We start from the raw sequence: 21,342 nt of genomic DNA, 5'->3' as shown, positions 1-21,342 counted from the left end.
CCGGCCGCGCGGCGGAACAGCACCATTACTTTTATTACGGGAGGACTGGAGTCCAAATGGCGAACTACACCGCTGCTGATATCAAGGCTCTGCGCGAGCGCACAGGCGCCGGCATGATGGATGTGAAGAAAGCTCTCGACGAGGCCAACGGCGATGCCGACAAGGCCATGGAGCTCATCCGCATCAAGGGCCTGAAGGGCGCCACCAAGCGCGAAGGCCGTTCGACCGCTGAGGGCCTGGTTGCTGCCAAGGTCATCGACGGCACCGTCGGTGTCATGATCGAACTCAACTGCGAGACCGACTTCGTCGCCAAGTCCGCCAAGTTCATTGAACTGGCTGACCGCGTCCTGGCCGCAGCCATCGAATCCGGCGCTGCCGATGCCGAGGCCCTGCTCGCCTACGAAGTTGACGGCAAGCCGCTCTCCGAGATCGTCGTCGAAGAAGGCGCCATCCTGGGCGAGAAGGTTGTTGTCCGCCGCGTTGCACGCGTCGAAGGCAAGACCGTTGATGCCTACCTGCACAAGACCTCCAAGGATCTGCCGGCACAGGTTGGCGTGCTCTTCGCTGTTGACGGCGAAGGTGACGCTGCCTTCACCGCAGCCCACGACGTCGCAGTCCACACCGCTGCTTACGCTCCGACCTACCTGACCCGCGACGAAGTTCCGTCCGACATCGTGGAGAACGAGCGCCGCATCGCTGACGAAACCGCACGCGCCGAAGGCAAGCCGGAAGCCGCGCTGCCGAAGATCGTCGAAGGCCGCCTGACCGGTTTCTTCAAGGAAATCGTCCTGCTGGACCAGCCGTTCGCCAAGGACGCCAAGAAGACCGTCGCCGCCGTGCTGGAAGAGGCCGGCGTCAAGCCGACCGCCTTCGCACGGTTCCGCGTAGGCGCCTAAGGCCCTAAGCAGCTGCGGACGCATCGCGGACGCGCCATGATGGCATAGAGGGGGTGGCCACCGAAAGGTGGCCACCCCTTTTGCCTGTCCGAAACACCTCACTATTCTTGAAAACAGCTGACACGTTATCCTCAGCCAATGCCCCGGGAGGCACCATGGATCACCCCCTGACAGAAACCGAAACCCCGCGCCGCCGCGTACTGCTCAAACTCTCCGGAGAGGTTTTCGGCGGCGGCAAGCTGGGCGTGGATCCCGAGACGGTACGCGGAGTGGCCAAGCAGATCGCAGCGACAGTAGGAGAGGTCGAAACTGCAATCGTCGTCGGCGGAGGCAACTTCTTCCGCGGAGCTGAACTCTCCCTCAGCGGCATGGACCGCTCCCGCGCCGACTACATGGGGATGCTCGGAACAGTGATGAACTGCCTCGCGCTGCAGGACTTCCTGGAGCAGGCCGGGGTGGAAACCCGGGTCCAGAGTGCCATCACCATGGGCCAGGTTGCCGAGGCCTACATTCCGCGGCGCGCCATCCGCCACCTGGAAAAGGGCCGTGTGGTCATCTTCGGCGCCGGTGCCGGCCTGCCCTACTTCTCCACCGATACCGTAGCTGCCCAGCGCGCCCTCGAGGTGCACGCGGACGAGGTCCTGATGGCCAAGTCCGGCGTTGACGGGGTTTACACTGCCGATCCGAACAAGGACGCCACCGCCACCCGGCTCGAGACGCTCACGTATGACGACGCTCTGCGCCAGGACATCCGGGTCATGGACCAGACGGCTATGACCATGTGCAAGGACAACAACCTCTCCATGGTGGTGTTCGGCATGGAGGGTGAAGGCAACGTCACCCGCGCGATCCGTGGCGAGAAGATCGGAACGATCGTCTCCAACTAGCGGCTCCGGTCCGACGGCGGCTCTCCGCCTGGGCACCCGCGGTACCGCCCGGGTGCGCAGGCTGGGAGCCGCGCGGGTTAGGATGGTAGAAGAGCCCAAACCGTGCCACTGCATGGGTATTTTCCTGCAATGGCTTCCCTGTACTGAGGAGACACCGTGATCGAAGAGACCTTGAAAGAGGCGGCCGTCAAAATGGACAAGGCTGTGGAGGTCGCCAAGGAGGACTTCTCGACCATCCGGACGGGACGGGCGAACCCTGCACTGTTCTCCAAGGTCCTGGTGGACTACTACGGTTCCCCCACGCAGTTGCAGCAGCTGGCCTCCTTTGCGACGCCGGACGCCCGCACACTCCTGATCACCCCCTACGACGTGACCGCGCTGCGTGCGATTGAACGCGCGCTGAGCGATTCCGAGGTGGGTGCGAATCCGTCCAACGACGGCAAGGTCATCCGCGTGATCATGCCGGAACTGACGCAGGACCGGCGTAAGGAATACGTCAAGATCGTCCGTGGCAAGGGTGAAGACGCCAAGGTCTCCGTGCGGAACATCCGCCGCAAGGCCAAGGACTCGCTGGACCGCCTGGTCAAGGACGGGGAGATCGGCGAAGACGACGGCGCCCGTGCCGAGAAGGATCTGGATGCGCTGACCAAGGCGCACACGGAGTCCATCGATGACCTGCTCAAGCGCAAGGAAGCCGAGCTGCTCGAGGTCTGATGAGCCAATCCCAGCCTCCAACCCAGGCTGGCGGTTTCCCGTCTCCTGAGGCAGGCCCGGCAGTGAAGGGCACGGATATGAGCGTTCCTGACGGACGGCGGGCGCGTAAGGCGGCTACCCGCAAGCGTGCTGAACGCAAGCCTTCCAAGGCGGGGCGGAACCTGCCCGCAGCCATTGCAGTCGGCCTGGTACTTCTGGGCGCCCTCATGGTGGGCCTGTTGTTCAGCCCGCTGGCGATCGTGGCCATTGCCGCGGCCTTCTCCGTCGTAGGCGTTTGGGAGGTCTCCCGCGCGCTGGAAGTGCGCGGGATCAAGGTCCCCCAGGTGCCGGTGCTGGTGGGATCCGTCGCGGTCCCGCTGGCAGCCTACTTCGGCGGGACCGAAGCTCTGGCCTTCGCACTGGCGGGCACCGGCATCGCCGTCCTGCTGTGGCGCGCCATTGATACTGCGCAGGATGCCCTGCGCAGCATCCTGGCCGGTGTCTTCGTTATCCTCTGGATTCCCTTCCTGCTCTCCTTCGCCCTGCTGCTCCTGCGGGAGCCGGAAGGGCAGATCCGGGTGGCAGTGCTGCTGCTGCTGGTGGTTGCCAATGACACCTGCGGGTATCTGGTGGGCGCGCTGACCGGCAAACATCCCATGGCCCCCAAGATCAGCCCGAAGAAATCCTGGGAAGGGTTCGGCGGCTCCGTTGCCGGGGCCACCGTTGTGGGTATTCTCGCGGCCGTGCTTTTCCTGGACCAGCCGTGGTGGTTTGGGCTGGTACTGGCGGTAGCCACCGTCGCCGCTGCGACAGCCGGGGATTTCTCGGAATCCATGATCAAACGCGAGCTGGGCGTCAAGGATATGTCCAACCTTCTGCCCGGACATGGAGGCGCCATGGACCGCCTGGATTCGGTGGTCTTCGCGTCCCCGGTGGTCTTCCTGCTCTCCGTCCTGCTGGTGCCCGGCGCAATGTAGCGTCCCTCCGGGGAGTCATTACCGGGTCCGGAGCCGGTTTGCACGTAAGATATTTTCGACGGTCCCGCATCCCGTGGCGGAAGACGACGTGACACTAAAGGATTAGTTGACCATGAACGATGTGAGGCAGGCCAGTGCCCCCTTTGAGCGTGTGGGCCGCAGGGAGTACGGCTACAACGTCCGTCAGGTCGATGAATTCCTGACTCGGGCCCGGAACTATTACAACTCTGAGAAGCCTGGAGCCAAAGTCATTACCAGCAGCCACGTCCGTTCCATGGCCTTCGATCCCGCCAAGGGAGGCTACGAAGCGCAGGCAGTCGACGCCGCGCTGGACCGGCTGGAAGACGTCTTCTCCCAGCGGGAGCGCGACCGCCTCATCCAGGAAAAGGGCGAGGAAGCCTGGCTGCTCCAGATCGGCCGCACGTCTGCCGTCCTGCGGGCCCGGCTGCACCGCAAACCGGGGGAGAGGTTCCGCCGTCCCTCCAAGAAGCGGGCGCACAGCTACAACGTGCGCGACGTCGATGCCCTGTGCAACGAACTCCTCGGCTACTTTGAACATGACAAGCCGCTGAGCGTCGACGTCGTCCGCCGGGCCGTTTTCCGCGAAGCCAAGGGCGACGCCGGTTATGAGGAAACGCAGGTGGACGCGTTCCTGGACCGGGTCGTCGAACTGATGGCCGCAATCGACTAGAGCACTGCCGCAGGACCGGCAGCGCTAGCGGCTGACCCGCCGCTCCGGGGTGTGAAGCCTGGCCAGGAACCGTGCGGTTCCGGCGGGAACCGCGCCAGCGGCACGCAGCGAAACCCCCACGGTCACGGCAAACGCTGCCGGGACGGTCCACGCTGCCGGCTGCTCCAGCCATACCGGCACCATCCTTCCCGCGAGGGAAAGCACCCCTCCGGCCACGATCGCCCCGCCGCAGAGCAGCGCTCCACTGAGCATTCCCGCTACTGCGCCCGCCGCCGTCAGACGCCGCCACCAGATTCCCAGCAGCAGCAGCGGGCACAGCGTGGACGCCGTGAACGCAAACACCATTCCCACGCTTCCGGCCAGCGCCTGCGTGTTCGTCAGCAGAGCAAGGCCCAGCGGCACCGCCCCGGCCAGGAGGGTTCCCGCGCGGAATCCGCTGACGCTGCCCCGGAACAGCTCCTGACTGATCACTCCCGCGAGGGACACAATCAGCCCGCTGCTGGTGGAGAGGAACGCCGCGAAGGCCCCGGCCGTCACGCAGGCAGCCAGGAGATCGCCCAGGGCGCCGTCGAAAATCCGGGCCGGCAGCAGCAGGACTGTCGCATCCGCATTTCCTTCCGCCGCCAGCTCCGGCAGGTAGAGCCGGCCCAGAATGCCGTACAGGGTGGGGAACACATAGAAGATGGAAAGCAGACCGAGCACAATCAGTGTGGTGCGCCGGGCGGAAACGCCATCCGGGTTGGTGTAAAAACGCACCAGGACATGCGGCAGGCCGAGGGTGCCGCAGAGCAGGGCGATGCTCAGTGACACATTCCGGTACACGGAGTCGGCCATCACCGGATCCAGTCCGGAGCCGAAGGCCGCACCGTGACCGGTCCAGGAGGTGCCCTCCGCGCCCAGCCGGAAAAGGATAAACAGCACAGGAACGGCCAGGGCAGCGAGTTTGAGCCAGTACTGGAAGGCCTGCACGAAGGTGATGGAGCGCATTCCGCCGCTCAGGACGCTCAGGCACACAATCACCACCACCGCCGCAGAGCCGGCCCATCCCGGCAGACCGGTGGTCAGGCTGACGGTCAGAGCGGCCCCGTGCAGCTGCGGGACGATGTACAGCCACCCCACCGCCACCACCAGCAGACTGGTTACCCGCCGGGCGGTCAGGGATTCCAGCCGGGCCTTTGCGAAGTCCGGCACGGTGTAGGCACCGGACCTGCGCAGCGGAGCCGCAACGAACAGCAGCAGCATCAGATAGCCGGCGGTATAGCCGATGGGGAACCACAGCGCATCGGCACCGGAGACCAGTACCAGTCCGGCAATGCCCAGGAAACTGGCGGCGGAAAGGTACTCGCCGCCGATCGCTGAGGCGTTCCACCAGGGTTTCACCGTCCGGGAGGCCACATAGAAGTCGCTGGTGGTGCGGGAGATCCGCAGCCCGTAGGCGCCGATCAGCAGGGTCACGGCCGTCACGGCAGCCAGCGCCGCGTAGCCGACGCCGGCGCTCACGTCCCAGGTCATGCGCAGCTACGCATCGTCGAGCAGATCCTGGAAGCGGGCCTCGTTCCGGTTGGCGCTGCGCACGTACAGGGCACCGCTGACGATTACCAGCGGATAAACACCCAGACCCAGGAGCAGCCAGGGCACCGGGATGCCGAACGCCGCCAGTTCCCCGATCTGCGGAACGGCGGCCAGCAGCAGCGGCACCCCGAGCAGAATCAGCCCGAAGCCTCCGGCGACAACCAGGGCCAGCCGCAGCTGCGACCGGATCAGGGAAGACAGGAAAACTTCCCCCACCTCGGACTGCTCGTCTATTTCGCGAGCAACCGGGAACGCCGGCGCGGAGGATCCCGGACGGGCCGGAGCAGTTACCCGTACCCGCTGCGGGCGGTGTTCCGCACTCATGCCGTGGGCCTGACCCGGCCGGTGGCCAGGGTGCTGCGCACGGTCGGCAGATGCCGGCGGCTGACCGGCAGCTCCACCGTGCCGATCCGGATGCTGGCGCGGCCTCCGGACAGGCGGACCTGCCGGATCTGATGCCGGGCCACCAAATACGAACGGTGGATGCGCAGGAACCCGGCGTCCGCCCACTGCGCTTCGAGTTCCGCCAGCGGAATCCTGATCAGGTAGCTGGTCTCGGCGGTGTGCAGCCGGGCATAGTCACCCTGTGCCTGCACATAGCGGATGTCCTCCCGCCGGATCATCCGCGTGGTGGCACCCTGGACCACAGTCACCACATCACCCTCGTCTGCGGACCCCGCCTCCGGTCCGGCCAAGGATTCGGTGATCCGCCGGACCGACTCGGTCAGCCGCTCAGGGCGCACCGGCTTGAGCAGGTAATCCAATGCGGCCAGCTCAAAAGCATCCAGGGCATGATCCTCATCGGCGGTGACAAAGACGACGGCGGGCGGCCGCTCCCTGCGGGCCAGCGCCCGGGCGATGTCCAGGCCGGACAGCGCGGGCATATGGATGTCCAGGAAAACGGCATCGATGTCCGCGGTTTCCAGTGCGTGCAGGGCCTGTGCTCCGCTGGAGGCACGCAGAATGGTTCCGATGCGGGCATCCCGGCCCAGGAGGAACGCCAGTTCCTCCACTGCCGGCACTTCGTCGTCGACAACCACCACATTGAGCAGCTTTGCGGAATGGGACATGTGACCCAGACTACTTGCTCTAGGTCCGGTGTCCCGGCTGCGACTTGGGGATGCGCATGGTGATCAGCATTCCTGCGCCCTCAGCGGTGTCGATCACGAGTCCGTGCGCGTCGCCGTAGAGCTGGCGGAGGCGCACATCCACGTTGCGCAGCCCCACATGGTCCCCCTCGGCGTGGCCCGCGAGCAGGGTGCGCAGCGCGGCGGGGTCCATTCCCACCCCGTTATCCTCCACGGTGATTTCCGCCATCGCCCCGGCATCCCGCGCCGCAATGGAAATATGGCCTTCGCCCTCCAGCGCTTCCAGGCCATGCCGCACCGAGTTCTCCACCAGCGGCTGCAGGGACAGGAACGGGATGACCGTGCCCAGGACCTCGGGACTGATCTGCAGGCTGACCTTCAGGCGTTCCCCGAATCTGGCCCGCTCCAGAAGCAGGTAGCGGTCTATGGAGGTCAGCTCCTCCGCCAGGGTGGTGAAGTCTCCGTGCCGGCGGAAGGAATACCGGGTGAAATCCGCGAACTCCACCACCAGCTCCCGCGCCCGGGCAGGGTCCGTATTGATGTAGGAGGCGATGGCGTTCAGCGAGTTGTAGATGAAATGCGGGCTGATCTGCGCCCGCAGGGCCCGCACCTCAGCCTCCATCAGCAGGGCACGGGAGGTGTCGAGCTCGATCAGCTCCAGCTGGGCCGCCACCCAGCCGGCCACATCGTTCGTGGCGCGGATCAGTCCTGCGCTCAGTGCCGGGGCGAACACCCCCAGTGTTCCGGCAGCCTGCCCGTTCACCCGCAGCGGGCAGATCAGCAGCTCGCCGCCTTCATCGAGCCCCAGCGCCCGCAGCGCCGGACCGCGGAACACTCTGGTGCGGCCGCTGTCCTGCACGCCCCGCGCCGCCAGCAGTACCCGCTCGCGGCGGGCCGGAGTGTCCGGCAGTGATCCCTCCCAGGCGAGCACGGCAGCGGTATCTGTCAGCAGCAGGGTCTCGCACCGCAGCAGGCCCCGAAGATGCCGGCTGGCGCGGGAGGCCCCGGCGGGAGTCAGACCGGAACGCAGGTGCCTGGCGGCCAGCGATGCGGTGTGCAAAGTCGCGTAGGCGGCGCGCTCGGCGTCGGAGCCCAAATCCCGCTGGGAGCGGCTCAGCCGGTAGCCGAGTGCGCCGACCGCGGCGAGGGTGAGCACGGCAACGGCGCAGACCAGGGCGATGTCGACGGCTGCAGGCATGCCTAAACCCTACCCAGTCCCAGGACGGTCAAACCGCTGCCGGGATGCCGTTGGGCGCACGGAACAGTCCGTTCACCGACCTGGGTGCGGCGAAAGTGGCAGGAGGCCCCTGGAGTTGGAAAAGTGATGGCCATCACAGACGGTGCGTGGTGTTCAGGGTCAGTCATCGACCCCGGACCCGGATGCCGTACCGCACGTGCCCAACCCAAGGAGGAGAGATGGCTGAACACCAGCCACAATCACACCCCGGAAGCGCGGCACCGGTCGACTTCCAGGAAGTCCAGCGGTCGCCGCGGTTCCAGGAGCTGCGCAAACGCCAGCGCAGCTTCATTTTTCCCATGGCCGCGTTCTTCCTGATCTGGTATTTCGCCTATGTGCTGCTTGCCGACTACGCCCACGAATTCATGTCCACACCCGTTTTCGGCAACGTGAACATCGGCATCATTCTGGGGCTGCTGCAGTTTGTCACCACGTTCGGAATCACCATGGGGTACGTCCGGTACGCCAACCGCAGGATGGACCCGATTGCCGCTGAGCTGCGCGGGGAGCTTGAAGCCCAGGGCGTCAGCCGTCCGGAGGAGACCAAATGAACACGCTGAACATCTCCGCCACTGTCACCGCTGAGAAGGTGCAGGAGAGCGGCTGGCTGAATATGCTGATCTTCGGCCTGTTCGTTGCCGTCACGCTGGTAGTGGTGCTCCGCGCCAGCCGCAACAACAAAACCGCGGCGGACTACTACGCCGCCGGCCGGTCCTTCACCGGGCCGCAGAACGGAACCGCCATTGCCGGTGACTACCTCTCGGCGGCGTCGTTCCTCGGCATTGTCGGGGCCATTGCCATCAATGGCTACGACGGCTTCCTGTACTCGATCGGCTTCCTCGTCGCCTGGCTCGTAGCCCTGCTGCTGGTGGCCGAGATGCTGCGCAACACCGGCAAGTTCACCATGGCCGATGTGCTTTCCTTCCGGCTCCAGCAGCGCCCGGTGCGCATTGCCGCAGCCCTGACCACCCTGGCGGTCTGCTTCTTCTACCTGCTGGCGCAGATGGCCGGCGCCGGCGGGCTCGTGTCCCTGCTGATGGGCATCGACTCCAAGATCGGCCAGTCCCTGGTCATCACGATCGTCGGCGCGCTGATGATTATTTACGTACTGGTCGGCGGCATGAAGGGCACCACCTGGGTGCAGATCATCAAGGCCTGCCTGCTGATCGCCGGTACCGCGGTCATGACCGTCTGGGTCCTGGCCCTGAACGGCTTCAATCTCTCCGAGCTTCTGGGTGCCGCCGTCGAGACCTCCGGAAACGCTGCCATCCTGGATCCGGGACTGCAGTACGGCAAGTCGGAGACCACCAAGCTGGACTTCGTCTCGCTGGGCCTGGCACTGGTTCTGGGCACCGCTGCCCTCCCGCACGTGCTGATGCGCTTCTACACGGTGCCGACCGCTAAGGAAGCCCGGCGCTCCGTTGTCTGGGCCATCTGGCTGATTGGCCTCTTCTACCTGTTCACCCTGGTGCTCGGCTACGGTGCCGCCGCCATGATCGACCGCGAAACCATCACGTCCGCCCCCGGCGGGGTGAACTCGGCTGCTCCGCTGCTGGCCTTCGCCCTGGGCGGTCCGGTGCTGCTGGGACTCATATCGGCCGTCGCGTTCGCCACAATCCTGGCGGTTGTGGCCGGTCTGACGATTACGGCCGCGGCTTCCTTCGCCCACGACATCTACACGAACGTGGTCCGCAAGGGCAAGGTTGATTCGGCGAGTGAGGTGAAGGTGGCCCGCCGGACCGTGCTGGTCATCGGCGTCGTCTCCATCCTCGGCGGCATCGGTGCCCAGGGGCAGAACGTCGCCTTCCTGGTGGCGCTGGCCTTCGCCGTCGCGGCGAGCGCGAACCTCCCGACCATCCTGTACTCGCTCTACTGGCGTCGCTTCAACACCCGCGGCGCCCTCTGGAGCATGTACGGGGGCCTGATTTCGGCTATCGGCCTGATCATCTTCTCGCCGGTGATGTCCGGTGCGGAAACATCAATGATCTCCGGTGCCGACTTCGCGCTGTACCCGCTGAACAACCCGGGTATCGTCTCGATCCCGCTGGCCTTCTTCCTGGGCTGGCTGGGCACGGTGACGAGCAAGGACAACGAGTCGCCGGAGAAGCAGGCGGAAATGGAAATCCGTTCGCTGACCGGTGTTGGTGCGGAGAAGGCTGTGGACCACTAAGTCCGCAGCTCCGCCGCCCCGGCACCGTCCAGGCGCCACAAGAGACCCCGCACGATGTGCGGGGTCTCTTGTCTGTCCCCACGGAGCTGCAGGGCGGATTACTGCACCCGCCGGACGTGGTCGAGACGCGGCGGGAAATAGTTACCGGCATCACAAAGCATCCGCTACAGTAGACGAGTCAAGTTTTGGGATGCCATCCCGATTATCGGGATCTGATAGAAATGATGCCACCATGACTGAGAACAATGCTGTTCAAGGCCCACCGAAACCACCTGCTGTACCAACTGCCAGCCCACAGACTGTCCGCCGGGCAGCATGGGCGGGGCTGATCGGTACTGCGCTCGAACAATTTGACTTCGTTATCTACGGCACTGCCTCCGCGATTATCTTTAATCAAATCTTCTTCCCCAACGTGGAGCCGGCCATCGGGATCATTGCCTCCTTTGGCGCCTATGCAGTCGGTTTCGGGGCACGGCCGCTCGGCGGGCTCTTCTTCTCCAAGTTTGGCGACCGGCTGGGCCGCAAGTGGGTGATGGTAGCGACGCTGTTCCTGATGGGAACTGCGACCTTCATCATTGGGCTCCTGCCGACGTACGAACAGGTCGGGATTCTCGCGCCGCTCCTGCTGGTCGCCTGCCGTTTCTTCCAGGGCTTCGGCGCCGGCGCTGAGCAGGCCGGGGGAGTGGTCCTGCTGACGGAAACTGCTGCCAGAGGCCGGCGCGGCCGGTACGCTTCGCTGGTCTTTGTTGGAGCCGCCGCCGGCACTGCAATGGGCGCCATTGTGTGGATCCTGGTCCAGCTGATGCCCGAGGAGCAGCTGCTCTCCTATGGCTGGCGACTGGTGTTCTTCAGTTCAATCTTCGTGACCATTGCCGCGTACGTGATCCGCCGCAAGATGGACGAATCCCCGGTCTTCAAGGAATTGAAGAACGAGGGCGTGGTGGAACGCCAGCGCACCCCTGTCGCCGACGTGGTCAAGCACGGACGGCGCGGGCTGGCCCGGGTGTTCTTTATGAATGTCGGAGCCAACGCGCACTCGTACATCTTCCAGGTATTCCTGGGCAGTTACCTGATCACCCAGCTCTCGGTCGATTCCACGTTTATTCCCAAGGTGCTGCTGGCCGGTGCTCTTTTCGCGTGCGTCTCCGCTGTGGTCTTTGGTTCGCTCTCGGACCGGTTCGGCCGGCGGCGGATGTACCTGATCGCGACCGGCTTCCTTCTGGTCTTCCCGGTTCCGGCCTTCCTGCTGCTGAACACGGGCAGCCTCTTCCTCATCGCCCTGGTTATCGTGCTCGGCTTTATCTTCGCCGCGCAGGGAACCGTGGGTGTGCAGGCAGCCTACTTCCCCGAACTCTTCGGATCGCGCTACCGGTACGCCGGCGTAGCCCTGGGCCGGGAGTTCTCCTCGGTCTTCGGCGGTGGAATCGCTCCGCTGATCTGCTCGGCACTCGTCACGGCAGCCACCGGAGCCTGGTGGCCCGTCGCCATCTACATGACCGTCATGATGGGCATCAGCTTCGCTGCCGCACTGATGTCTCCCGAAACACTTGACCGCGACCTGTTGTCCGAGGAGGACGCAAACTAATGAACCCGCTGACTATCGTCATTACCGACAATGACCACGATTCAATCGCCGTGGAGATTGAAGCCGCCCGGCTGCAGGGGGCCGAGCTGACCCTCGCGCAGTGCCACACCGAAGATGAAGTTATAGCCGCAGCCCAGGACGCCGACGGCATTGTTGTCCAGTACGCCCCGATCACCGAACGTGTGCTGGCGGCTTTGCCCCGGCTTAAAGCCGTTGGGCGGTACGGCGTCGGTGTGGACACAGTAGACGTTGACGCGGCCACCCGGCACGGCGTCGCCGTCTGCAATGTCCCGGACTACGGCACGGAAGACGTCAGTGACCATGCCCTGGCCCTGGCGCTCAGCCTCGCCAGGGGGATTGCCCAGTTGGACCGCAACCTGCGCAGCGGGGAGAGCTCCCTGACTCCGGTCCAGCCGCTGCACCGGACACGGACCAGGGTCTTCGGCGTAGTGGGGCTTGGCCTGATCGGCTCGGCGACCGCCCGGAAGGCGCTCGGCGTCGGCTATTCAGTCATCGGCTGCGACCCCAGGCACGAAGCTGGGACGGTAACCGACGACGGCGTGAGCGTCGTCGGGTTCGAGGAACTGCTGGCCTCGGCGGATGTGGTCAGCCTCCACGTGCCGCTGAATAAGAACACAGCACACCTGATCAACGCCGAGACACTGTCCCTGATGAAGCCAACGGCCGTTCTGGTGAATACCTGCCGCGGCGGCGTCGTCGATACGGACGCCCTCGTCCGCGCCCTTCAGGAAGGGACCATCCAAGCTGCGGGGCTGGATGTCTTTGAAGAAGAGCCGCTGCCGGTCACCAGTCCGCTGATCGCCTGCCCTAACACTGTCCTGACTCCCCATGCGGCGTGGTACAGCGAGGAATCCTATGGGGAGCTGAAGCGGCGGACGGTGGAGAACGTTTTGGAGGTCTGCGCCGGCCGCAGGCCGCGGAACATCCTCAATCCCGAGGTCCTGGAAGCGGACCGGCAGCTTGGGCAGCCGGTGCAGGCATGACCGGGCTGATGAGCGCGGCCGTGTGGACCGGGCCAGGAAACATCGAAACGCAGCAGCTGCCCCTCCCGGTGCTCCCGGAAGGCTGGGTGCTGGTCCGGGTTGAGTACACCGGGCTTTGCGGAACGGACTTCTCCATCCTCCAAGGTACTCACCCGCGGGCGGCAGCCCCGCTCATCATGGGCCACGAGATCACCGGAGTGGTGGAAACAGCAGTCCCGGATGGGCCGGCGGTCGGAACGCGGGTCACGGTGGAGCCGCTGATCCACTGCGGGGACTGCCACCCCTGCCGGCACGGCAACACTCATGTGTGCCGCAATCTCGGTCTCTATGGAATCGACGTCCCCGGTTCCCTGGCGGAATACGTCGCGCTGCCGGCCGGTTCGCTGATCCCGGTGGGTGCCGGTGTCCCGGCCCGCGAAGCTGCGCTCGCTGAACCACTTGCTGTCGCGGTCCACGCCGTAGACCGCTCCGGGCTGCGCGGCGGGGAACGCGTGGTTGTTTTCGGGGCGGGACCGATAGGCATTCTGGTGGCCCTGGTCGCCAAGCACCTCGGTGCAGCCACCGTTCTGATCTCCGAGCCGAGCGAAGAGCGGGCAGCAGTGGCCCGTTCACTGGGCTTCGAAACACTTCCCGCCGGCAAGGAATCTGTGCAGGCGGTGTACGAGGCCACGAACGGCGAAGGAGCGGATATCGTCTTTGATTCGGCCGGACACCCCGCCGTCGCGGCTGTGTTTCCCGACGTCGTTCGGGTGCGCGGAACCGTGGTGCTGGTGGGCGTCTACAAAAAGCCGGTGGAGCTTAACCTCCAGGCCCTGACCTTCGCAGAGAACACCGTTGTCGGCGTCCGGGTCTATACCCGGGCCGACGTTGAACGGGCGGTTGAACTCCTTGAGACAGACGTCCTGGGGGTAGGCCGGATACCGATCCAGGAGTTCGCCCTGACAGATGCCGCTGCCGCATTTGACCTGGCTATGTCCGCCGGACCCGCACTCAAAGTACTCGTCACCTCCGGGCCGGTCAGTTCCGGCGCCACGGAAGGACCCTCCGCATGAACACTTCCCAATTTAGCCTCAGCGGGAAAACCGCCGTTGTCACCGGGGCCTCACGCGGCATTGGCCTGGGAATTGCCGCCGGCCTGCTTCGCGCGGGAGCGAACGTCGTCGCGTTCCAACGCGGCGAGGTTCCGGTTGAGTTGAAGCGCGTGGCCGGGGAAACCGGTACTTCCGTGACCGGGCAGCACGTGGATTTGTCCAGTGAGGAATCCGTCGCGGATGCTGTTGCCACCACCCTGGCAACAACGCAGGTGGACATCCTGGTGAACAACGCCGGAACGCAGATCCGCCACGATTCGACGGAGTTCCCGCTCTCGGATTTCGACAGGGTCTGGGGCATCAACACCCGCTCGGTGTTCCAGCTCTGCCAGGGTTTTGCGCCCGGAATGCTGGAGCGCGGCGACGGAAAGATCATCAACTTGGCATCGCTGCTCAGTTTCCAGGGTGGTCTGCGGGTTCCGGCGTACGCAGCGTCAAAGGGTGCAGTGGCCCAGCTGACTAAGGCCCTGTGCAACGAATGGGCCGGCCGGGGAGTCAACGTGAACGCCGTCGCCCCCGGATACTTCGCCACGGAGATGAACGAAGCCCTGCTTGAGGACCCGGAACGGTCAGAGCAGATTTCGGTGCGGATTCCCGCCGGGCGCTGGGGACGCGCCGAGGACATCGCGGGGGCGGTGGTTTTCCTGGCCTCGCCGGCCGCGGCTTACATCCACGGTGTGGTGCTGCCCGTCGACGGCGGCTGGCTGTCCCGGTGACCCCTGAGAACGAAGTGAAGAAAGACCTGACGAAAGCAGCGACATGTCCAGCACCATGAATACCGATACACCCTCCACCAGCCGGCCGGTTCCGTCCGAACTGCTCCGCGCGCATCCGGTGATTGCCGTCCTCAGGGCGGGGCATGCCAGCGAATATGCCCCGGTAGTGGAGGCACTCATCCGGGGCGGAGTCACCTCAATTGAACTCACCCTCAGCACCGCGGGCGTCTTCGCCGAGATGCCGGCCTTGGTCAGCCGCTTCGCCGGGGGCGCCGAGATCGGCGTGGGAACGATCACCTCGGAGGATGAAGCCGAACAGGCGCTCGACTGCGGCGCCCAGTTCCTGGTGACCCCCGCGATGTCAGCCGGGGTGGTCGACGCTGCGGTGCGGAGGAATGTTCCCGTCTTCCCCGGCGGATTCACGCCGACCGAACTGCTGACCGGATGGTCAGCCGGCGCCACCGCCGTGAAACTGTTTCCGGCTTCAGTGGTCGGCAAGGGCTATTTGGCGCATCTGCGTGGGCCGTTTCCCGGGATGCAGGTTATTCCGAGCGGCGGCGTGAGCATTGAGGATGCCCCGGCGTGGATCGGCGCCGGAGCTCTGGCCGTCAGCCTCGGCGGCCCGCTGATCGGGGACGCCTTCGCCGGAGGCAGTCTGGAGGCGCTGACGGAGCGCGCCCGCCGGGCCAGTGCCCTGGTGGCTGAGGCCGCCGCGGCAGTTCCCGGAGGTGCCCTGTGACGTTTTCACCCGTTCCGTATGGCGGACCGCCCACGGAGGTTGTGACCCTGGGCGAAACCATGGCCCTGATGAAGGCGGACACGCCGGGGCCGTTGGCGCACGTGTCCTCCATGAGCCTGGGCATGGGAGGGGCGGAGACCAATTTTGCCATCGGCCTGCGCCGGCTCGGCACCACCGTGACCTGGGTGGGGCGGCTTGGCACAGACAGCCTCGGTGATTTGGTCCGCCGCGAGCTCGCCGCGGAGGGCATCCACGTGGCTGGGCGGAGTGATCCCGCCGCTCCCACGGGCCTGATGATCAAGGAACGCCGCACCCACAGCTCGCAGAAGGTCTGGTACTACCGTGCCGGCAGCGCCGGATCCCGGCTGAGTCCCGAGGACGTACCTGAGGCTGTGGTGCGGCAGGCGAGAGTGCTGCACATTACCGGCATCACGCCCGCCCTGTCTCCGTCTGCGGCCGAGGCCGTTGACCATGCCATCAGCTGCGCCAAGGCAGCGGGCACATTGGTGTCCTTCGACCTGAATTACCGGGCCAACCTCTGGGCACCCGAGCAGGCAGCGCCCGTCCTGCGCCGTCTTGCCGGCCAGGCTGACATGGTCTTTGCCGGTGTTGAGGAAGCGGAGCTGGCCGTGGGGGCGGCCAAGAACCCCACCGAACTCGCGGCACGGTTTGAGTCGCTGGGAGCTGGACAGGCTGTTATCAAGCTCGGCGAAGAAGGCTGCCTGGCCTTGATCGGCGGGGAAACCTATGCCCAGGACGCTGTGCCAATCGTTCCGGTGGACACGGTGGGTGCGGGGGACGCCTTCGTGGCGGGATACATCAACGAGTTCCTGGCCGGGGCCGAGGTGGAACAGCGGTTGCTCACCGCTGTGCGCACGGGAGCGTTCGCCTGTCTGGTGCCGGGCGACTGGGAAGGGATGCCCCGCCGCGCGGAGCTTGGGCTGCTGGAGGAAAGCGACCCGGTCTCCCGGTAGGGAGGACTAAATCCAGGCGCGTTCGAAGCCCTGCGGCAGGCAGCGGGTAAGCTCCGGACGCCTGGCCTGCATCAGGCTCACCAGTTCTCCGATCCGCTCCGGGGTCATGTGCACGCTCGGAGCGGAGATGGAAGCGGCCGCCGTGATATCACCGGCGAGATCCGGAAGGCCGATGGCTACGCACGTGATTCCCAGTTCGTTTTCCTGGTCGTCCAGCGCGTAGCCGTCGCGCCGGGCCTGATCCAGGGCCGCGAGAAAGTGCTCCTGCGTGGTGATGGAGCGTGGGGTCGGTGTAAACGCAGGATCGAAGGCGGCCAGTGCCTCAGCGTTGGTGCGCTGCGCCAACAGGACCTTGCCCATCGCCGTGTTCTGTGCCCGGAGCTTGGCGCCGGGCCGGGACGCCATTTCGATGCCGCGGTAGCCGCGGGCCTTCGCCAGATAGAGCACATCTGATTCGACGAGGATACCCAGATGCGTGGTATCGGACGTCTCGCGGGAAATACTCTCGAGAATCTGGGAGATCTCCGCCGAGAGGTTGATGCTGGACTCAGCGTGTGCACCCAGCTGGAGCAGTTTCAGCCCCAGGTGATACCGGTGCTGAGCGTCGACGCTGAGGTACCGGGCCTGGACCAGCGAGGTGAGCATCCGGTGCACGGCCGACCGGCTCAGGCCCGAGACCCGGGTGAGGTCCTCCAGCGTTTCCGCTCCCTCAGCCACATGGTCCAGCAGGGCCAATCCACGCTCGAGTGTTTTCGCCCCGGCAGTCGTCTCGCTCATGCGGCTATTGTTTCACCTGCCCGGAACGATCCCTAAATGCGGAACCTGTCCCGTTTTCAGCGTCAATTCCCAGGGCCGGCCCGCGGTCAAGGAGCGGGGACACCCGGTAGGGGATGAGCTCGCCCATCGCCAGGGTGGTGTCGGACCGCTCGACGCCGGGCACCGCCAGGATGGCCTTGTTTATCCGGAACAGATCCTCGGCGTCGACGGCGACCGTCCGCAGCAGGATGTCCGCCGCCCCGGTGAGGCCGTGGGCTTCCACGACTTCAGGGATGGCGGACAGTTCGGCGGTGATCTCGTTGAGCCGCTGCTGCTGGACATGGACGTGGACAAAAGCCATCAGGGGATAGCCCAGTGCCACCGGGTTGATCCGCCGCTCGAAGGGGAGGAAAGCACCCTTGGTTTCGAGCCGGGACAAGCGGGCCTGAACGGTGTTGCGGGAGATGCCGAGCCGGCCGGCCAGGGCCACGACGGTTCGCCGCGGGTCGGTGGCCATGGCCCGCAGCACGCGGAAGTCGGTACCGTCCAGAATCTGCATAGTGCGCAACGCTAGCACGGCCAAATCCCTTCCGGCAGGGCAGACTGCGCAATCCCATCGCGCGCAGTTGTACCGCATGCCCGGTGTGAGTAGGGTCACATCTATCTGGGCAAAGGTGCCCAGGCAACAGGTTTGGACCCCACCACCCCCGGGGCTCCACCCACGGAAGGATGCGTATCAAAGTGTCCCTGCATATCCCGGCGGACCATCCCGAAAACACCGGGACAGAACCGCACGACCCGTACCTCCAGCTGATCCGCCCTGATGGTTTCCGCGTCCGGGACGACCTCTATGACCGCTGGGTCCAGGACATCGACACCGCTGCACTCCGCGGCCTGTACCGGGACATGGTCCTGGCCAGAAGGATCGACACCGAAGCCACGTCACTGCAACGGCAGGGTGAACTGGGTCTGTGGCCCCCACTGCTGGGGCAGGAGGCGGCGCAGGTGGGCTCGGCCCGGGCGCTGCGGCCCTCGGACTTCGTCTTCAGCAGCTACCGCGAGAACGCCGTGGCCTTTCTGCGCGGCGTGGGGTGCGCGGATCTGATGCGGGTTTGGCGCGGCAACGCCGCTGCCGGCTGGGATCCGTACTCCGTGAACATGGCACCCACGCAGGTGATCATCGGCGCGCAGGCGCTGCACGCCACGGGCTACGCCATGGGCATCCAGCAGGACGGGGTGGACGACGCGGCAATCAGCTACTTCGGCGACGGCGCCACCAGCCAGGGCGACGTCAACGAGGCGATGGTTTTCGCCGCGAGCTTCCAGGCCCCGGTGATCTTCTTCTGCCAGAACAACCAATGGGCCATCTCCGAACCCGTGGGACTGCAGGCGCAGATCCCGGTTGCCAACCGGGCGCCGGGCTTCGGCATTCCATCCATCCGGGTGGACGGCAATGACGTCCTGGCCACGCTGGCTGCCACCCGGGAAGCGCTGGACCGGGCGCGCAGCGGGGGAGGACCCACCTTCATCGAGGCAGTCACCTACCGGATGGGGCCGCACACCACCGCGGACGATCCGACCCGCTACCGGGACCCGGCCGAGCTCCTGGACTGGCAGGCGAAGGATCCGATCAGCCGGGTCGGCGCGCTGCTGGAATCCGAGGGGGAGTTCGACGGCGCCTTCCAGGCAACCGTGGAGCACGACGCCGATACGCTCGCGCAGGAGCTGCGGGCCGCCTGTACGGGCATGCCCGATCCGGGACCCATGGAGGTCTTGGCGCACGTCTACTCGTCGCCGAACAGCTGGCTTGACCGCCAGCGGGAGCACTACCGCCAATATCTCGCCATGATGGGCGAGACCACGGAGGGAGGTGCGCGATGACCAGCATGACTTTTGGCCGCGCCATCACCGCCGGGCTGCGCGATGCCCTGGCAGGGGATCCGAAGGTGGTCCTGATGGGGGAGGACATCGGCAAGCTCGGGGGCGTTTTTCGGATTACCGACGGCCTGCAGGCCGAATTCGGCCCCCGCCGGGTGATCGACACGCCGCTGGCAGAATCCGGAATCATGGGGACCGCCGTCGGGCTTGCGTACCGCGGCTACCGTCCGGTGGTGGAAATCCAGTTCGACGGGTTCATCTACCCGGCGTTCGACCAGATCGTGTCCCAGGTCGCCAAAATGCACTACCGCACGCACGGAGCCGTGAAGCTGCCGCTGACCATCCGGGTGCCCTTCGGTGGCGGCATCGGATCCCCGGAGCACCATTCGGAGTCGCCCGAGGCTTACTTCACGCACACATCCGGGCTGCGGGTGATCAGCGTTTCGAACCCGCAGGATGCATACACCATGATCCGTCAGGCGGTTGAGTGCGACGACCCGGTGCTCTACTTCGAACCCAAGCGGCGCTATCACACCAAGGGCGAGGTGGACCTGACGCTGGACGGTGCCCTCCCGATGGGCGCCGCCAGGGTCGCTGCGCCGGGCACCGACGTGACGCTGGTGGCCTACGGTCCGCTGGTGATGACCGCCCTGGACGCGGCCGCCGCGGCACAGGACGACGGCGTCTCCGTGGAAGTAATCGACCTGCGCTCGCTGGCGCCCATAGACTACGACGCCGTCGAGGCCTCCGTGCGGAAGACCGGCCGGCTGGTGATCACCCACGAGGCAGCCCAGTCCGGCGGGCTGGGCGCGGAGATCGCCGCGAGCATCACCGAACGCTGCTTCGACTACCTGGAGCATGCGCCGGTCCGGGTCACCGGGTTCGACATTCCGTACCCGCCGGCACGGCTGGAGAAACACCATCTTCCGGATCTGGACCGGATCCTGGACGGAGTGGACCGGGTAATGCGCCGGCCCAACTCCCTGGACCGGACGGCAGCCCTGGAAGGGGTGCAGGGATGATCCGCGAATTCCGGCTGCCGGACCTGGGGGAGGGCCTGACCGAATCCGAGATACTCAGCTGGCGGGTGGCGGAGGGACAGACGGTGGCGCTGAACCAGGTCATCGCCGAAGTGGAGACCGCCAAAGCAGTGGTGGAGCTGCCGTCACCGTTTGCGGGGGTGGTGGCCCGGCTGCACGAGCTGCCGGGAACCGTCGTGGAGGTGGGATCGACCATCATCTCCTTCGATATCCCGGACCCGGAGGAGCCCGCCGCCCAGGCGACCCGCCGGCAGCCGACCCTGGTGGGATACGGCGCCGAGCCGGAATCTGCCGGACGCCCGGCTCGGAAACCCCGCCCGGGACTGGTGAAGGTACAGCCGGCCTCAGCCGTCCAGCCGGCCTCAGCCGTCCAGCCGGCCTCAGCCGTCCAACCGGGCTCAGCCGTCCAACCGCTCTTGGAACGGCCGCGGTCCACGCCACCCGTACGGAAACTGGCCCGCGACCTCGGAGTCGACCTGGCCCTCGTGACGGGGACCGGACCGGACGGCAGGATCCTGCGCTCAGATGTGGAAGCCGCCGTGCAGCGGGTCAGCAGCACGGACAGCACGGAGAGGCCGGCCGCCCCCGGGCAGACCGTCGTCGAAGACGCTCCGCATTTGGGGCAGGCCCGCGAGGAACGTATCCCGGTTTCCGGCATCCGGAAACACACGGCGGCGGCGATGGTTAGCAGTGCCTTTACGGCTCCGCATGCCACGGTCTTCCTCACCCTGGACGTTACGGGGTCAATGAACCTGCTGGCGAAGCTGAAGGCCCGGCCGGAATTTGAGGGCGTCCGGCTGACTCCGCTGGTCCTGGCCGCCAAGGCAGTCTGCCTGGCCCTGCAGCGGCATCCGGGCCTGAATGCCCGCTGGGATGAGGACGCCCGGGAAATCATCCGCTACCGGTACGTCAACCTCGGAATCGCGGCGGCGACGCCCCGGGGCCTGCTGGTTCCCAACATCAAGGACGCTCAGGACCTGGGGCTGCGCGAACTGGCGCTGGCGATTTCAGATCTTGCCGGTACCGCCCGGGACGGCGGGACCCCTCCGGCGGCGCTCGCCGGCGGCACGGTCTCCATCTCCAATGTCGGCGTGTTTGGGGTGGATGCCGGAACCCCCATCCTCAATCCGGGGGAGGCCGCCATACTGGCCCTCGGTGCCGTCCGGAACCTGCCGTGGGAACACGAGGGGACTGTTGCGCTGCGGCAGGTGACGACGCTCAGCCTGTCCTTCGACCACCGGCTGGTGGACGGGGCGGAAGCCTCACTGTTCCTCCGGGACGTCGGGGATGTGCTGGCCGAACCGGCCATGGTGCTGGCGATGACCTAGCCGGACCCCGGAAAGCGGAA

General features: G+C 66.0%; 22 protein-coding genes. 16 read left to right on the top strand and 6 right to left on the bottom strand.

What is annotated here, in order from left to right; translation table 11 throughout:
• The first annotated feature begins 56 nt into the window (after positions 1 to 56).
• From tsf to H9639_RS11765, 5 genes are all read left to right on the top strand, one after another.
• The gene (gene tsf / locus H9639_RS11785; RefSeq protein ID WP_191808269.1) at positions 57 to 896 is read left to right on the top strand and encodes a translation elongation factor Ts; all 840 of its coding nucleotides are present in this window, start codon (positions 57 to 59) and stop codon (positions 894 to 896) included.
• Between the two features lie 155 nt (positions 897 to 1,051).
• The gene (gene pyrH, locus H9639_RS11780) at positions 1,052 to 1,783 is read left to right on the top strand and encodes a UMP kinase (RefSeq protein WP_191808268.1); all 732 of its coding nucleotides are present in this window, start codon (positions 1,052 to 1,054) and stop codon (positions 1,781 to 1,783) included.
• Positions 1,784 to 1,939: 156 nt separating this feature from the next.
• Entirely contained in the window at positions 1,940 to 2,497 is a 558-nt protein-coding gene (frr, locus tag H9639_RS11775; RefSeq protein ID WP_191808267.1) for a ribosome recycling factor, read from the top strand.
• 77 nt (positions 2,498 to 2,574) lie between these two features.
• Positions 2,575 to 3,453: a phosphatidate cytidylyltransferase gene (locus H9639_RS11770; protein ID WP_225219513.1), complete on the top strand. Its 879-nt coding sequence runs from the start codon at positions 2,575 to 2,577 to the stop codon at positions 3,451 to 3,453.
• Positions 3,454 to 3,565: 112 nt separating this feature from the next.
• A complete protein-coding gene (locus tag H9639_RS11765) occupies positions 3,566 to 4,144 on the top strand; it encodes a DivIVA domain-containing protein (RefSeq protein ID WP_404799624.1) in 579 nt (192 codons plus the stop codon).
• Between the two features lie 24 nt (positions 4,145 to 4,168).
• On the opposite strand, the gene H9639_RS11760 is transcribed toward H9639_RS11765, so the two are convergent.
• Genes H9639_RS11760 through H9639_RS11745 form a run of 4 tightly spaced genes read right to left on the bottom strand, consistent with a single transcriptional unit; the run spans position 4,169 to position 8,002 of the window.
• Positions 4,169 to 5,656, bottom strand: a complete 1,488-nt coding sequence (locus H9639_RS11760; protein WP_191808265.1) for a sodium/solute symporter — start codon at positions 5,654 to 5,656, stop codon at positions 4,169 to 4,171.
• A gap of 6 nt (positions 5,657 to 5,662) precedes the next feature.
• Entirely contained in the window at positions 5,663 to 6,040 is a 378-nt protein-coding gene (locus H9639_RS11755) for a hypothetical protein (protein ID WP_225219512.1), read from the bottom strand.
• Positions 6,037 to 6,768 (bottom strand): LytR/AlgR family response regulator transcription factor, encoded by a 732-nt coding sequence (locus H9639_RS11750; protein WP_191808420.1) that lies wholly within the window; start codon positions 6,766 to 6,768, stop codon positions 6,037 to 6,039. The genes H9639_RS11755 and H9639_RS11750 overlap by 4 nt, the downstream gene beginning before the upstream one ends.
• 37 nt (positions 6,769 to 6,805) lie before the next feature.
• Positions 6,806 to 8,002: a sensor histidine kinase gene (locus tag H9639_RS11745; protein ID WP_191808264.1), complete on the bottom strand. Its 1,197-nt coding sequence runs from the start codon at positions 8,000 to 8,002 to the stop codon at positions 6,806 to 6,808.
• A gap of 218 nt (positions 8,003 to 8,220) precedes the next feature.
• Here H9639_RS11745 and H9639_RS11740 point away from each other — a divergent pair, with 218 nt between their 5' ends.
• The 8 genes from H9639_RS11740 (at position 8,221) to H9639_RS11705 (ending at position 16,320) form a co-directional block, all read left to right on the top strand.
• Positions 8,221 to 8,592, top strand: coding sequence for a DUF485 domain-containing protein (locus H9639_RS11740; protein ID WP_191808263.1), 372 nt, complete (start codon positions 8,221 to 8,223; stop codon positions 8,590 to 8,592).
• Complete coding sequence (locus H9639_RS11735) at positions 8,589 to 10,211, top strand: solute symporter family protein (RefSeq protein ID WP_191808262.1); 1,623 nt, start codon at positions 8,589 to 8,591, stop codon at positions 10,209 to 10,211. Before H9639_RS11740 ends, H9639_RS11735 begins: the two co-directional genes overlap by 4 nt.
• Positions 10,212 to 10,443: 232 nt before the next feature.
• A complete protein-coding gene (locus H9639_RS11730) occupies positions 10,444 to 11,796 on the top strand; it encodes an MFS transporter (protein WP_191808261.1) in 1,353 nt (450 codons plus the stop codon).
• Complete coding sequence (locus H9639_RS11725; RefSeq protein ID WP_191808260.1) at positions 11,796 to 12,800, top strand: C-terminal binding protein; 1,005 nt, start codon at positions 11,796 to 11,798, stop codon at positions 12,798 to 12,800. The genes H9639_RS11730 and H9639_RS11725 overlap by 1 nt, the downstream gene beginning before the upstream one ends.
• An 8-nt stretch (positions 12,801 to 12,808) precedes the next feature.
• Positions 12,809 to 13,852 carry a zinc-dependent alcohol dehydrogenase gene (locus tag H9639_RS11720; RefSeq protein WP_191808259.1) on the top strand — a complete coding sequence of 348 codons (1,044 nt, stop codon included), beginning with the start codon at positions 12,809 to 12,811 and terminating at the stop codon, positions 13,850 to 13,852.
• Positions 13,849 to 14,607, top strand: a complete 759-nt coding sequence (locus H9639_RS11715) for a glucose 1-dehydrogenase (RefSeq protein WP_191808258.1) — start codon at positions 13,849 to 13,851, stop codon at positions 14,605 to 14,607. Before H9639_RS11720 ends, H9639_RS11715 begins: the two co-directional genes overlap by 4 nt.
• A 43-nt stretch (positions 14,608 to 14,650) precedes the next feature.
• Entirely contained in the window at positions 14,651 to 15,346 is a 696-nt protein-coding gene (locus tag H9639_RS11710; protein ID WP_225219511.1) for a bifunctional 4-hydroxy-2-oxoglutarate aldolase/2-dehydro-3-deoxy-phosphogluconate aldolase, read from the top strand.
• The gene (locus tag H9639_RS11705) at positions 15,343 to 16,320 is read left to right on the top strand and encodes a sugar kinase (RefSeq protein ID WP_318242068.1); all 978 of its coding nucleotides are present in this window, start codon (positions 15,343 to 15,345) and stop codon (positions 16,318 to 16,320) included. The genes H9639_RS11710 and H9639_RS11705 overlap by 4 nt, the downstream gene beginning before the upstream one ends.
• 6 nt (positions 16,321 to 16,326) lie before the next feature.
• On the opposite strand, the gene H9639_RS11700 is transcribed toward H9639_RS11705, so the two are convergent.
• Both H9639_RS11700 and H9639_RS11695 read right to left on the bottom strand, forming a co-directional pair.
• The gene (locus tag H9639_RS11700) at positions 16,327 to 17,097 is read right to left on the bottom strand and encodes an IclR family transcriptional regulator (RefSeq protein ID WP_191808257.1); all 771 of its coding nucleotides are present in this window, start codon (positions 17,095 to 17,097) and stop codon (positions 16,327 to 16,329) included.
• Between the two features lie 4 nt (positions 17,098 to 17,101).
• Positions 17,102 to 17,635 (bottom strand): Lrp/AsnC family transcriptional regulator, encoded by a 534-nt coding sequence (locus tag H9639_RS11695; RefSeq protein ID WP_191808256.1) that lies wholly within the window; start codon positions 17,633 to 17,635, stop codon positions 17,102 to 17,104.
• Between the two features lie 170 nt (positions 17,636 to 17,805).
• On the opposite strand from H9639_RS11695, the gene pdhA reads away from it, so the two are divergent.
• From pdhA to H9639_RS11680, 3 genes are read left to right on the top strand one after another with little or no spacing between them, the layout of a single operon-like run.
• Positions 17,806 to 18,957 (top strand): pyruvate dehydrogenase (acetyl-transferring) E1 component subunit alpha, encoded by a 1,152-nt coding sequence (gene pdhA / locus H9639_RS11690; protein ID WP_191808255.1) that lies wholly within the window; start codon positions 17,806 to 17,808, stop codon positions 18,955 to 18,957.
• Complete coding sequence (locus tag H9639_RS11685) at positions 18,954 to 19,976, top strand: alpha-ketoacid dehydrogenase subunit beta (RefSeq protein WP_191808254.1); 1,023 nt, start codon at positions 18,954 to 18,956, stop codon at positions 19,974 to 19,976. The genes pdhA and H9639_RS11685 overlap by 4 nt, the downstream gene beginning before the upstream one ends.
• Positions 19,973 to 21,322: a dihydrolipoamide acetyltransferase family protein gene (locus tag H9639_RS11680; protein WP_191808253.1), complete on the top strand. Its 1,350-nt coding sequence runs from the start codon at positions 19,973 to 19,975 to the stop codon at positions 21,320 to 21,322. The genes H9639_RS11685 and H9639_RS11680 overlap by 4 nt, the downstream gene beginning before the upstream one ends.
• Positions 21,323 to 21,342: the final 20 nt, after the last annotated feature.

It is taken from the genome of Arthrobacter gallicola (assembly GCF_014836775.1).
Taxonomy (GTDB): Bacteria; Actinomycetota; Actinomycetes; order Actinomycetales; family Micrococcaceae; genus Arthrobacter_B; species Arthrobacter_B gallicola.
Note: the sequence above shows the minus strand (reverse complement) of the source record. Positions and strands in the feature narration are given on the sequence as shown.

Bases quoted from the DNA above. Each gene is read 5' to 3' on its own strand.
- tsf (WP_191808269.1), top strand. From the start codon at position 57: ATGGCGAACTACACCGCTGCTGATATCAAGGCTCTGCGCGAGCGCACA.
- pyrH (WP_191808268.1), top strand. From the start codon at position 1,052: ATGGATCACCCCCTGACAGAAACCGAAACCCCGCGCCGCCGCGTACTG.
- H9639_RS11770 (WP_225219513.1), top strand. From the start codon at position 2,575: ATGAGCGTTCCTGACGGACGGCGGGCGCGTAAGGCGGCTACCCGCAAG.
- H9639_RS11765 (WP_404799624.1), top strand. From the start codon at position 3,566: ATGAACGATGTGAGGCAGGCCAGTGCCCCCTTTGAGCGTGTGGGCCGC.
- H9639_RS11760 (WP_191808265.1), bottom strand. From the start codon at position 5,656: ATGACCTGGGACGTGAGCGCCGGCGTCGGCTACGCGGCGCTGGCTGCC.
- H9639_RS11755 (WP_225219512.1), bottom strand. From the start codon at position 6,040: ATGAGTGCGGAACACCGCCCGCAGCGGGTACGGGTAACTGCTCCGGCC.
- H9639_RS11745 (WP_191808264.1), bottom strand. From the start codon at position 8,002: ATGCCTGCAGCCGTCGACATCGCCCTGGTCTGCGCCGTTGCCGTGCTC.
- H9639_RS11740 (WP_191808263.1), top strand. From the start codon at position 8,221: ATGGCTGAACACCAGCCACAATCACACCCCGGAAGCGCGGCACCGGTC.
- H9639_RS11735 (WP_191808262.1), top strand. From the start codon at position 8,589: ATGAACACGCTGAACATCTCCGCCACTGTCACCGCTGAGAAGGTGCAG.
- H9639_RS11730 (WP_191808261.1), top strand. From the start codon at position 10,444: ATGACTGAGAACAATGCTGTTCAAGGCCCACCGAAACCACCTGCTGTA.
- H9639_RS11725 (WP_191808260.1), top strand. From the start codon at position 11,796: ATGAACCCGCTGACTATCGTCATTACCGACAATGACCACGATTCAATC.
- H9639_RS11720 (WP_191808259.1), top strand. From the start codon at position 12,809: ATGAGCGCGGCCGTGTGGACCGGGCCAGGAAACATCGAAACGCAGCAG.
- H9639_RS11715 (WP_191808258.1), top strand. From the start codon at position 13,849: ATGAACACTTCCCAATTTAGCCTCAGCGGGAAAACCGCCGTTGTCACC.
- H9639_RS11710 (WP_225219511.1), top strand. From the start codon at position 14,651: ATGTCCAGCACCATGAATACCGATACACCCTCCACCAGCCGGCCGGTT.
- H9639_RS11700 (WP_191808257.1), bottom strand. From the start codon at position 17,097: ATGAGCGAGACGACTGCCGGGGCGAAAACACTCGAGCGTGGATTGGCC.
- H9639_RS11695 (WP_191808256.1), bottom strand. From the start codon at position 17,635: ATGCAGATTCTGGACGGTACCGACTTCCGCGTGCTGCGGGCCATGGCC.
- pdhA (WP_191808255.1), top strand. From the start codon at position 17,806: ATGCGTATCAAAGTGTCCCTGCATATCCCGGCGGACCATCCCGAAAAC.
- H9639_RS11685 (WP_191808254.1), top strand. From the start codon at position 18,954: ATGACCAGCATGACTTTTGGCCGCGCCATCACCGCCGGGCTGCGCGAT.
- H9639_RS11680 (WP_191808253.1), top strand. From the start codon at position 19,973: ATGATCCGCGAATTCCGGCTGCCGGACCTGGGGGAGGGCCTGACCGAA.